Source organism: Hyphococcus sp. (genome assembly GCF_965228385.1).
Taxonomy (GTDB): domain Bacteria; phylum Pseudomonadota; class Alphaproteobacteria; order Caulobacterales; family Parvularculaceae; genus Hyphococcus.
In genome coordinates, this window is the sequence record NZ_OZ245810.1 from 843,289 (window position 1) to 854,322 (window position 11,034).

Below are 11,034 nucleotides of genomic sequence, written 5' to 3' on the forward strand. Positions count from 1 at the left end.
ATGCAGCGGCTCGCTTTTCTTGGTCTAGGCGTCATGGGTTATCCCATGGCGGGACATCTTTTAAAAAGCGGTCACAGTACAATTGTTTATAATCGCACAGCGACAAAAGCCGAGCAGTGGGCGTCGGAATTTCAAGGCGAGATAGCCCTGAGCGTTGTTGATGCGGTAAAGGGCGCCGATATCGTTTTCGCCTGCCTTGGCGATGATCCGGATGTTGCGGCTGTCATAGAAGAAGCTGTGGAGGGGTTGCAGCGGGGCGCGCTTTTTGTTGATCATACAACTGCATCGCCGTCGCTTGCGCGGCGGCTACATGCTCAATTATCCGAACTTGATGTCGGCTTCGTTGATGCGCCTGTTTCGGGCGGTCAGGCGGGCGCTGAAAATGGAAAACTTTCCATCATGTGCGGCGGCGAAAATGCGCATGTCGCGAAAGCAAGACCGATCATGGAGAGTTACGCAGCGCGGATCGTGCATATCGGGCCGCCCGGCCACGGCCAGCTATGCAAGTCGGTCAACCAGATCTGTATCGCGGGCGTGCTGCAAGGATTGTCAGAGGGCGTTCATTTCGCGGCTCGGGCCGGCCTCGATATCGATAAAGTGCTCGAAGCGATTTCCGGCGGCGCCGCACAAAGCTGGCAACTGGAAAACCGCGCGAAAACCATGGCCGCAGACGAGTTTGATTTTGGTTTTGCAGTCGACTGGATGCGCAAGGATTTGCGAATTGCGCTGAACGAAGCCCGTGAAAATGGATCACGCCTTCCTTTAACCGCGCTTGTCGATCAGTTTTACGCTGATGTGCAGGCTATGGATGGTGGAAGATGGGATACGTCCAGCCTGATTCGCCGGTTAAATGATATTGACTAAAGTTAACGCGCATCATCAGGTTGTGCGCGGAAAAACCATATGTTCAGCTCTTCATTATTCACAGAATCGAAAGCATGATCGTCGATCTTGCGCGCCAGAATGCTTGGCAACGGCCCAAACTTATTTTTTGCGATGGCAAGTATTGAGATGGTTAGAGTATTGCAATGAACGCCACTTTTTTAAAATCCGCGATTTTCGCCGGTGCAATGGTTTCGATCACATCCGGAACCGTCCACGCCTCCGCATTTGTACTGAACACGCAAAGCGCGAAAGCCCTCGGGTCGGCGACGGCGGGCGCGCAAGCGTCAAAAGCGACGCCGGGAAACGCCTATTTCAATCCTGCGTCGATTGTGGGTGTAAAAAATATCGAAAGTTCTTTTTCCATCATCGGCGTGATTGCCGACACATCCTACAAGGATGCGTCGGGCAGGCTTTTCGGCGCTGTGCCCGTCACGGGAGATACGGCCGGAGAGAATGTCGTCGATGACGCCGTTTTTCCATCCGGCGCGGCATCCGTGAAATTGAACGATTACCTGTATGCGGGACTAACTGCGTATGCGCCAGTCGGATTTAGCACATCCTACAGCGATACATCCATAATACGCTATCACGGTACGCTTTCGAAAGTCGTATCCGGATCAATCTCGCCGATACTCGGTATTGATCTGGGGGGCGGCTGGTCAATTGCGGGCGGGCCGCGGCTGCAATATCTGGATATTGAAATCGACGGCGCCATCGATGCGGCGGGAATTGAATCCGCTTTGCTGATGACCGCTACACCGCCTGGCGCACAGGATGTTTTTTTCGATCTTGGCGGCGATGACTGGGCTTTGGGCTACGCCGTAGGGTTGCAGGGCGATCTCACCGACAGAATTCATTTCGGCTTCAGTTTTACATCCAAAGTCGACCACCGCGCGCGGGGGCAGGCGCAATTTGATCTTGATGGTTCGGCCGCGGGGCAAAATCTTTTTGCAACAGTCGGATTATTTCAGGACACCGGTTTTTCAATGGATTTATCGACTCCCGCCATTATCCAGGCTGGCGTCGTGGCGGATGTAACGCCAGAAATAAGATTGCTTGCCTCGGTCGTGCAGACGCGCTGGGACAGTCTTGGCGAACTGGCCGCTGAATTCGACAATCCGGCCCAGCCAACAGAAGTTACAACGCAGAACTGGAGCAATGCGTGGTCAGGCGCGGTAGGCGCGGAGTTTGATTTATCCCAGAACGACACCATCCGTTTCGGGGTGATGCTTGAGGAAGACCCGGTCAACGCGAACTTTTCAACGGCGCGTATTCCGGGCGCAAGCCGTGTGTACCTCGCCGCCGGCTATTCGAGAGACTTGTCCGATAAAGCCTCGTTGCACCTGTCAGCCTCATACATCAACAATAACGATCAGCAGATCAATCATAACCCGGCTCTGCCCGAAAACCTGTTTCGCGGATCGCTGCAGGCCGATGGTCATTTTAATATCCTGGCGGTTAGCGTTGGGCTGGACTGGCGTTTCTAACACTCTCTTCAAAAAGCTGGCCTCTGCTACTGATCATTGCTGCAATTCTGGCGATGTGCAAAATACAAGTTGCATTTAGCCTGGGAGTTAGCGCATGGGGCCCGTTCAAACAGCCAAGCCCGACTGGAAGACGGATGATCTGGAGCTTTTTGAGAATGAAGCTTTCAAGTTTTTCTCCCGGGAGCTGACGCCGCATGTCGAAAAATGGCGCGACCAGGGATGTGTTGACCGCTGGGCGTGGACCAAGACCGGGGAGGCGGGACTTTTGTGCATGTCAATGCCTGAAGAATACGGCGGCGCCGGCGGAACATTCGCGCACGAACAGGTTTTCATGGAGCAGCAGATACGCGCCGGCGTTGAAGGGTTTGGCGCGGGCTTGCATAATTGCATTGTCGCCCCCTACATTCTTCATTACGGCACGGAAGAACAAAAAAAACGATGGCTGCCGCGCATGGCGTCAGGCGAGCTTGTGGGCGCAATCGCCATGAGCGAACCCGGCACGGGTTCCGATCTGCAATCTGTACGTACAACTGCTTTGCAGGAAGGCAATCAATATGTGGTGAATGGACAAAAAACATTCATCACTAACGGTCAGACGGCGAACCTTATTATTATCGTATGCAAGACGGACCCCAAAGAAGGCGCAAAAGGCGTTTCCTTAATGGTTGTGGAAACGGACGGCGCCGACGGCTTCGAACGCGGGCGAAATCTTAAAAAACTTGGCCATAAGGCGCAGGACACGTCCGAATTATTTTTCAACGATGTAAAAATACCGACTGAAAACTTGCTTGGCACTGAAGAAGGGCAGGGATTTTACCAGCTCATGCAGCAATTGCCTCAGGAGCGCCATCAGATAGCGGTGCAGGGCATGGCGGTCATCGAACGGGCGCTGAAGTTGACCATTGAATATGTCAAAGACCGGCAGGCTTTCGGCCGTCCGATCATGTCTTTTCAAAATACGCAATTCAAACTGGCTGAGTGTAAAGCGCGCGCAACAATGGCCCGCGTTTTCGTGGATTATTGCACCGGGCAGCTGATTGACGGGAAACTCGACGCGGTTACGGCGTCCATGTCAAAAATGCTGCTTTCCGATCTGGAAAACGAAATTGTTGACGAATGCCTCCAGCTTTTTGGCGGCTACGGCTATATGGATGAATATCCCATCAGCCGGATGTATACCGATGCGCGCGTTCAGCGGATTTATGGCGGCACAAACGAGATCATGAAGCTGTTGATTGCGCGATCCTTGTAGTCCGGCTTGTGCTGAACTAGAAATGGACGGCTTGCGGGAAAGCATTGAATCGGCGCTAAAATCCCCTCATGGATACCGCCGCGGTCTTCGCCGCTCTCAATATAATCGGCCTGTTCGTATTCGCCGTTTCCGGCGCGCTGACGGCGCTGCGCAACGATATGGATATTTTCGGCGTCGCCATGATAGCGTTCGTTACCGGCGTCGGCGGCGGCACTATCCGTGATATTATGCTTGGCTCTTTTCCGGTCTGGTGGATAGCCGCCCCGTCTGCGGTGTTTATCTGCCTTTCGGGCGCTGCTGCGGCGACTCTTGCCCAGCCCCTGATTGTCTCCCGTTTGAAAGCGCTCATCTGGGCTGACGCTGTCGGTCTTGCAGTGTTTTCGGTGCTTGGCGCACAGGCGGCGCTGGCGGCGGATGCGCCGGCGATCATCGCCGTCTTCATGGGCGCCGTGACCGCAACTTTCGGCGGCGTTGTCCGCGATGTTTTGCTGAATGAGCCGCCGCTTATTTTAAAGCAGGACATTTACGCGACCGCCGCACTCCTCGGCGCCGGCGTCTATGTGGGCTTGCTCACGCTCGGACTGGGCTCTAGCCCGTCCGCGATCGCCGCAGCGTTAACGACCTTCGCCATTAGGGCCGCGGCCATCATCTTTGACATTCCGTCGCCAAAATTTGCGCGTGCACGCAAAAACGAGCTGGAATGACGCATGACCAAAGGCCCCTTGCACAGGCTGCGTTTTTCGCTATCTAGGGAGGCTCCGGTCCCCGGGGCCAGCGGGTATAGCACAATGGTAGTGCAGCAGCCTTCCAAGCTGAATATGCGGGTTCGATTCCCGCTACCCGCTCCAGAACACCATTAATCCCAGTCAAAGTCCCCGGAGGTGAGCTATGGCAATCGGCGGCCAGCGGCCTACCCTTGGAGTCAAAAACGCCCACGGAAAGACAACGAACGCACCGATCCGGCCAACGATGCCGGCGCGCGGGACGACAATCGCCTTTCGCTCCCGGTCGATCTCGTCGGCCCGATGCAAAAGCGGCTTTGGAAGCAATTCATTGCGCCCGCCCACTGGCTCACGAAGTTCGACACGCCGAGGGCTTACATGTGGGTTGTTCTTCAATCAGACTTCTGGCTGATCTGAAAGCGTTCAACGCGGCGATGATCTCTCAACTACGCACGCTCGGCAGCGAGCTTAGACCCTTCCTCGCGCGCACGCATGGGGAAGAAAGTCATCAAAACGCCGGTCGAGACCGAGGGCGACGAGTTTTTTACTTAGTAACCAACTAGCCCATCGCTGAAGTCCCGAAAAATCCTCAAGGCACGCTGGCGCGACTGTGCTGAGGATGAGGAAGAAGAAACTCCGTTGGATAAATATCAACAAGCAGCTATCACTCTGGCTTGGGGAGTAAGGATGAGAGCGCGTCTCTCAGCGCGGGGATTTCATCATTCCCAAGCATGCGGACAAACCAAGTCTTGAATTCGGCAACATTTTGTTTTCGCATTAGGCTAGAAGTTTTTGCGACAATACCTTTATGAGAAAATAAGGATAGCAACTTGGACAAGTCAGATTGTCGTACAGCTTCTATAATCAAGCTTTTCCGCTCTTCTACTATGCTCTCAACCGATAAACCCTCGATGGCTTCGTTTAGTTTCGGAGCGATATCTGATGGATCACTAATTCCGCTTAAGTCTATTTTCTTGAGCTTGTGATCGATTCGGCGTGCAACATGCTCACAAAGAAACTCCGACAATACCTTATCATCGTTAGCGAACGAAGAAATCCACTCCAGCAAAGCGGACTGGCGTTCTTGAAGTTCTGCACTGGGAAGTTTATCGATTTGGGCTATGGCGGCCAACACCTTCGGATGTGCATATAAATTTTCAATTTCGCAAACAGGCAGGCAATAAATTCCGCGTTCTTGAAAATACTCTATATCGGAAGGGCTATAGCTATCAGCATCAATCAAGCCGGCACAATGTACGCGTGTCAGTTGTGGATTGCGTCTAAAGCTTGCTACCGCATGAATTATTTCTGTGCACGAATTACGCGGTAATACTGTCCATTCCTTATAGATGCGCCTATAGATCGCATAATCGGAGGTGTTAGACTGGCTTCCTTCGATCAGCAGTATTGGTCGCCTGCTTCCTAAAATTAGTGCGAGAGTTTCTTCGCTGAACCACTCATCTTCGTTTAGTTCTTCAACGTCCCACGTTGCGCCTGGGGTAAAGCTTTTTGCAACATACTTCTTTCCTTGCCGACCTGATACAAATTCGATGTCGTGGGATATTACTAAGAAATAACAGTCGTCTCTAAGTGATTCGACTTCATCCCAAAGTTTACCATGTACGGAACGATGAATATGTAGCTCAGGCTCGTCAATTATTATTAGAGTCCCTGGTCGAGCGCATAAGACTTGTCCCAAAAGATAGAAAGTGGCACGTTCACCATCGCTAAGTTCGGATGCCTCGTAGCGGGCTTGATCATTATTTTCTTCGTTAGTAACTGGTACTGCAAAGATTTTGTCCGCATTAAATTCCAACTTACGATGAGGATGTACAGCTTTCCAAGCGGCAACAAGTTTTGTCATTCTACTCGGAGGTGGAGGGGTGCCGGGCTGCTTCTTACACAAATCATAATAAGCAGTAGTCACGTTTAGGTGGTCGGCAAACAGCGTCTGAATCAATGCGTCGAAATCATTTAAGATTCTTGTTACTTCACCTCTGCCCCATCTTTGTGCACTCCGAATTTCAGGATTGACAGTTCTTGCATGGCCACCAACCAGCACGTTTTCGGCAACCTCTTGGCTTGTCTTTGGGAGTTCCAGATTGAGAAACAGATTTCGCTGAGCAGAGATGCGATGAGCTGACATACCAAGATTTTTTTCAAGATATGCGGCTAATCGGGATTTTCCGCTCCCATTTGCGCCAACGATGAAGGCCGTCTGACCTTCTTCTAGTTCAATCGGAAGGCTTCCATGAGCCAAAGGGATGTCTATTTTCATCATAGGAACAAATTGAATTATGAGTTGGCCGAAAGTCAATCGACAATTCGAAAACTGAGATAGTAAGAGATGTCTACCACGAATATGAAATCCGCTCTCGACGTGAATGGCCTCTTCATACCTCACTTGCACTTATTCAAAGCTCTAAGGCAGTATGTTTCGCCAGTTTACTTTAGCAATGATGAGGTCGAGGCCGCCCCTAGATTCGCAGCAATTGGTTCATCAATAAATTTGCACTACCGCAGTCGGTTTTTCCAAGTCACCTGCCGTCACGTAGCGGAGGATCAAACACGGGACTACTTCTCCATTGGTCAAAACTATTATGACCCTGCGCTCGGATGGCGATTTCAAAGTACGAAAAGGATTTACGGAAAGGGAGATACGCCGCGCAAAGTGGATACGCCCGGCGAGGATATGCTTATCGCGGAATTTGAAGAGTTGCCTGAGGCAGCCAAGCGCAATTTTCTCAAGATTGAAGACAACTTCTTTATGGACGAAGGAAATCAGAGACAGGTCAGGACAGTGGAATGCTTCATCGTGGGATTCCCCAGCCAATCGGTCATGCCTGAATGGGGTGAGGTAAGTGACGACAAGCTAGAACTACTTTCATGGAAGCTTGCCCCCGCTTTTAAAGGAGATGCGTTTTATCGTGATCGAGATGGCTTTGATGATGACCAGCTAATTCCAATGGAACTGCCTGATGGGTTTGGAGAAATTGACCCGAATGGATTGAGCGGCTGCCCTTGCTTTCATGTGTATGTATTAAATGACGGAAGATTTCGTTTCGGGCTTAACGGAATTGTGGTGGCTGCAAATCGAGAGTTGGGAAAAATTGGTCTACTGCCCGCCCGCGCTCTCCGCCTTCGATTTGAAGATCTATTTGCTAAATGAAAACTTTAGCGGGAACGTTAAATTGGGCTGACTTCTGCCCCCTAATCCCCAACTCGAAAGTCGCACAAAGGGCGCACGGTGAAAGCCAAAATTTTTTTCCATATATAACAAGTACTTACGGAAAAGCATGGAGGGCGTTACCCGCTCCAGAAAATCAAAAAAAGACCAGTGTGTTGAAGATAACACCCGGTCAAACATGAGTTCTCGCCTGATATGTTGGGCGTCGTGCGCGCAATCGACTGATGTGACCGGCGCGACTGCGTACGGGTTTTGGGATGGCTGCCCTCAAAATTCTTCTGTGTCGATTTCTTTCTGGGTGCCTGGCGGATAGCGCCCGCCGCTGACGGTTTTTTCGTTTAACAGTTCGTCAAGTCGCGCAACGACATCTTTCGAGAGTACGACATGGCTGGCGCCAATGTTTTCTTCCAGATGGACTTGCGAGGTTGTTCCCGGAATCGGAATGATGTGTTCGCTTTGCTGCAACAGCCAGGCGAGCGCGAGCTGCGAGGGGGTGCAATCAGCCTCTTTTGCAAGCCGCCGGTATTCGGGCAAAAGTTTTTGATTTTCAGAAAAATGCGGTTCGTTGAAACGCGGCATGGCGCGGCGTATGTCTTTCTCCGCAAAATCCTCCGGAATAATGTCAGCGCTTGTCAGAAACCCGCGCGCCAGCGGCGAGAAAGCAATAAACGCCGCGCCGATTTCTTTAGCGGCGTCAAGCGCGCCGATTTCCACATTGCGCGACCAGAGTGAATATTCTGATTGCACCGCTGCAATAGGGTGTTCACCATGCGCATTGCGAATTGTTTCTGCCGAAACTTCCGACAGGCCGATATCGCGCACTTTGCCTGCTTCAACCATACGGGCCAATTCACCAACGCTTTCTTCAATCGGTATTTCGTTCAGCTTGTCGTAACGATGAAGATAATAGAGGTCGATGGTATCCGTCTGTAAACGCTGGAGGGATTCGTCGATGGTCTTTCGCAGCGTTTCCGGCCGTCCGTCTATAACGCGTTTGCCGTCAACGCCGGTCATGCCGCATTTCGACGAAAGGTGGATTTTGTTGCGGACGGATTTGAGCGCCGGTCCGACCAGCGCTTCGTTTTTGCCGAAGCCATAGAGCGCAGCGGAATCGAAATGCGTGACGCCGAGATCCACGGCGCGATGAAGGACCTTTATCGCGTCTTCCGGCGCAGGCGGGACGCCGTAAGCGTGGCTCAAATTCATGCAGCCGAGGCCGATTTCAGCGACCTCGAATTGACCGATCTTTCGCGTTTTCATGTCGGACCGCTTAACCTTGCGCGTTCAGTTTTTCTTCAAGCTGGTTCAGCACATCGTAGCAGGCGAGGACCTGCCCGACGCTGGAATTTGGCTCGCGCCCTTCTTTGATAGCGGCAAAGAATTCACGGTCCTGTAATTCAATGCCGTTCATGGAGACATCTACATTCGACACATTTATCGGCTCTTCGCGGCCGTCAACGAGATCGTCATACCGGGCGATATAGGTGCCGTTGTCGCAGATATAGCGGAAGAACGTACCGAGCGGCCCGTCATTGTTAAACGACAGCGATAGCGTGAGGATTTTTCCTGTTTCAGTTTTGAGCTGGATCGACATATCCATGGCGATGCCAAGTTCTGGATGGGTCGGTCCCTGGATTGCGTTTGCGACAACAACTTTTTCGCCGGTCTGATATTGAAATAAATCAACTGTGTGCGCCGCGTGATGCCAGAGCAGGTGATCGGTCCAGGACCGCGGCTCTCCTTTAGCGTTGATGTTCTTGCGGCGGAAGAAATATGTCTCAACATCCATCTGCTGAATCGTTAGTTCGCCCGCCTTGATTTTATTGTGCACCCATTGATGGCTGGGGTTGAACCGCCGCGTGTGGCCGACCATGCAAACACGACCGGTCTCTTTTTGTTTGTTTGCTACCGACTGCGCGTCGCTCCATGAGTCGGCGAGGGGTATTTCAACTTGCACATGCTTGCCCGCGTCCATGCACTGTATCGCTTGTTCGGCGTGCATCTGGGTCGGGGTACACAAAATCGCAGCGTCCACGCCAGGCTGGGCAAGGGCTTCGCTGAGGTCTGTTGCGGCGTGCGGAACGCCATACTCGTCCGCAACCTTTTGCGTGGGTTCGAGCCTGCGGCCGACGACTGACACAACCTCGACGCCGTCAATATTCTTGATGCCGTCCAGATGTTTCAGCCCGAAAGCGCCGGCGCCGGCGAGGACTACCTTGATTGTCATAGGATAAACTCTCCTTTCGTTATGAAGCCGGTTCAAGAACGATATGTCCGACCGCCGTATTCGAAGCGGGCACGTGATAATGCCGGTGCAGTGCTTTCGGGCTCGCTCCAAGCGCGCCGGCCATAATCAGCCACATCACCATTTCGATGCCTTCTGATCCGGTTTCGCGCAGATACTCAATATGCGGAATATTTCGTAGGCGCTCGTGGTCTTTCGAGAGATCGTCAAGGAAGCGCTGATCCCATTCTGCATTGATGAGACCTGCCCGCGGCCCCTGCAGCTGATGGCTCATGCCGCCAGTGCCCCAGACGTGCACATTTAATTCTTCTTCATAGCTTTCGATAGCGCGTCTGATCGCTTTGCCCAGATTGTAGCAGCGATTACCGGTCGGCGGCGGGTAGGTAACGACATTGACCGCCAATGGAACGATTTTGCAAGGCCACGCGTCCGGCTGGCCGAACATCAACGATAGAGGAACGGTAAGACCATGATCGACATTCATTTTGTTAATGATGGTCATATCGAATTCATCAAGGATGCACGATTGTGCAACGTGCCAGGCGAAATCAGCGTCATTCTTTACCAAGGGAACCGGTCGCGGCCCCCAACCTTCATCGGCAGGTGTAAAGGTGTCCGCGCAACCGATGGCAAAGGTCGGTATTAAATTCATGTCGAATGCGGAGGCATGGTCATTATAAACAAGCACGATGACGTCTGGCTTGTTTTCCGGCTTAGCGATCCAGTCTTTTGTCCATTCATAGCCAGCGTAGATCGGCTTGAAATATGGATCATCCATTTTCTTCTGATCAATCCCGACGCCAAGCAGCGGGACATGACTGGTGGCGATGCCGGCGGTTATGCGCGCCATATCATTTTTTCTCCCTGATCGAGCGAACGCCGTCTGGCGATCTGCCGCCTGAATTCATCATCTCTTTGTATTCTTCAACGCTCATGCCGGTCATCGTTGAAACCGCCTGCACGAAGGACAGTCCGTCAGTCGAAAATATTTTGGCGAGAAAATAGATATTACCGCCGAGATCGAGCAAGCGATTGTAGTCGCGCGCCAGTACGGCAGCTTTTTGCTCATCAGTCATCGGCCAATCATTGAGATATTTTTTTTCGTCCGTCTTCCAGCGATCGCGGTTTTCTTTGCTCATCAGGCTCATGGCAAACTGATTGAGCCAGTATCCTTGACGGGCGCGCGACGTCGTAAACACGCGCGTTCCGGGGATATCTTCGAGCTCCGCGAGATAATCGCGTACAGATTTTTGCAT

10 protein-coding genes and 1 tRNA gene are annotated in these 11,034 nt (G+C 52.2%); 6 read left to right on the plus strand and 5 right to left on the minus strand.

The window, feature by feature from the left end:
- From ACQK2Q_RS03880 to ACQK2Q_RS03900, 5 genes are all read left to right on the plus strand, one after another.
- Positions 1-864 (plus strand): NAD(P)-dependent oxidoreductase, encoded by an 864-nt coding sequence (locus tag ACQK2Q_RS03880; protein ID WP_425408436.1) that lies wholly within the window; start codon positions 1-3, stop codon positions 862-864.
- Positions 865-1,028: 164 nt separating this feature from the next.
- Positions 1,029-2,372, plus strand: a complete 1,344-nt coding sequence (locus ACQK2Q_RS03885) for an OmpP1/FadL family transporter (protein ID WP_425408437.1) — start codon at positions 1,029-1,031, stop codon at positions 2,370-2,372.
- A gap of 94 nt (positions 2,373-2,466) precedes the next feature.
- A complete protein-coding gene (locus ACQK2Q_RS03890) occupies positions 2,467-3,624 on the plus strand; it encodes an acyl-CoA dehydrogenase family protein (protein ID WP_425408438.1) in 1,158 nt (385 codons plus the stop codon).
- 68 nt (positions 3,625-3,692) lie between these two features.
- The gene (locus ACQK2Q_RS03895) at positions 3,693-4,328 is read left to right on the plus strand and encodes a trimeric intracellular cation channel family protein (protein WP_425408439.1); all 636 of its coding nucleotides are present in this window, start codon (positions 3,693-3,695) and stop codon (positions 4,326-4,328) included.
- A gap of 70 nt (positions 4,329-4,398) precedes the next feature.
- Positions 4,399-4,472: transfer RNA gene (locus ACQK2Q_RS03900), tRNA-Gly, on the plus strand.
- Positions 4,473-5,010: 538 nt separating this feature from the next.
- Here the strand turns inward: ACQK2Q_RS03900 and ACQK2Q_RS03905 are convergent.
- Entirely contained in the window at positions 5,011-6,627 is a 1,617-nt protein-coding gene (locus ACQK2Q_RS03905) for an AAA family ATPase (protein ID WP_425408440.1), read from the minus strand.
- 66 nt (positions 6,628-6,693) lie between these two features.
- On the opposite strand from ACQK2Q_RS03905, the gene ACQK2Q_RS03910 reads away from it, so the two are divergent.
- On the plus strand, positions 6,694-7,515 hold the full coding sequence (locus ACQK2Q_RS03910) for a hypothetical protein (RefSeq protein WP_425408441.1): 822 nt from the start codon (positions 6,694-6,696) through the stop codon (positions 7,513-7,515).
- Between the two features lie 285 nt (positions 7,516-7,800).
- Here ACQK2Q_RS03910 and ACQK2Q_RS03915 read toward each other — a convergent pair whose 3' ends face one another.
- From ACQK2Q_RS03915 to ligA, 4 genes are read right to left on the minus strand one after another with little or no spacing between them, the layout of a single operon-like run.
- Positions 7,801-8,793, minus strand: a complete 993-nt coding sequence (locus ACQK2Q_RS03915; protein WP_425408442.1) for an aldo/keto reductase — start codon at positions 8,791-8,793, stop codon at positions 7,801-7,803.
- 10 nt (positions 8,794-8,803) lie between these two features.
- A complete protein-coding gene (locus ACQK2Q_RS03920; protein ID WP_425411115.1) occupies positions 8,804-9,754 on the minus strand; it encodes a Gfo/Idh/MocA family oxidoreductase in 951 nt (316 codons plus the stop codon).
- Between the two features lie 25 nt (positions 9,755-9,779).
- On the minus strand, positions 9,780-10,628 hold the full coding sequence (locus tag ACQK2Q_RS03925) for a class III extradiol dioxygenase subunit beta (protein ID WP_425408443.1): 849 nt from the start codon (positions 10,626-10,628) through the stop codon (positions 9,780-9,782).
- 1 nt (position 10,629) lies between these two features.
- Positions 10,630-11,034 (minus strand): protocatechuate 4,5-dioxygenase subunit alpha, encoded by a 405-nt coding sequence (ligA, locus tag ACQK2Q_RS03930; RefSeq protein WP_425408444.1) that lies wholly within the window; start codon positions 11,032-11,034, stop codon positions 10,630-10,632.

Bases quoted from the DNA above. Each gene is read 5' to 3' on its own strand.
- ACQK2Q_RS03880 (WP_425408436.1), top strand. From the start codon at position 1: ATGCAGCGGCTCGCTTTTCTTGGTCTAGGCGTCATGGGTTATCCCATG.
- ACQK2Q_RS03885 (WP_425408437.1), top strand. From the start codon at position 1,029: ATGAACGCCACTTTTTTAAAATCCGCGATTTTCGCCGGTGCAATGGTT.
- ACQK2Q_RS03890 (WP_425408438.1), top strand. From the start codon at position 2,467: ATGGGGCCCGTTCAAACAGCCAAGCCCGACTGGAAGACGGATGATCTG.
- ACQK2Q_RS03895 (WP_425408439.1), top strand. From the start codon at position 3,693: ATGGATACCGCCGCGGTCTTCGCCGCTCTCAATATAATCGGCCTGTTC.
- ACQK2Q_RS03905 (WP_425408440.1), bottom strand. From the start codon at position 6,627: ATGATGAAAATAGACATCCCTTTGGCTCATGGAAGCCTTCCGATTGAA.
- ACQK2Q_RS03910 (WP_425408441.1), top strand. From the start codon at position 6,694: ATGTCTACCACGAATATGAAATCCGCTCTCGACGTGAATGGCCTCTTC.
- ACQK2Q_RS03915 (WP_425408442.1), bottom strand. From the start codon at position 8,793: ATGAAAACGCGAAAGATCGGTCAATTCGAGGTCGCTGAAATCGGCCTC.
- ACQK2Q_RS03925 (WP_425408443.1), bottom strand. From the start codon at position 10,628: ATGGCGCGCATAACCGCCGGCATCGCCACCAGTCATGTCCCGCTGCTT.
- ligA (WP_425408444.1), bottom strand. From the start codon at position 11,034: ATGCAAAAATCTGTACGCGATTATCTCGCGGAGCTCGAAGATATCCCC.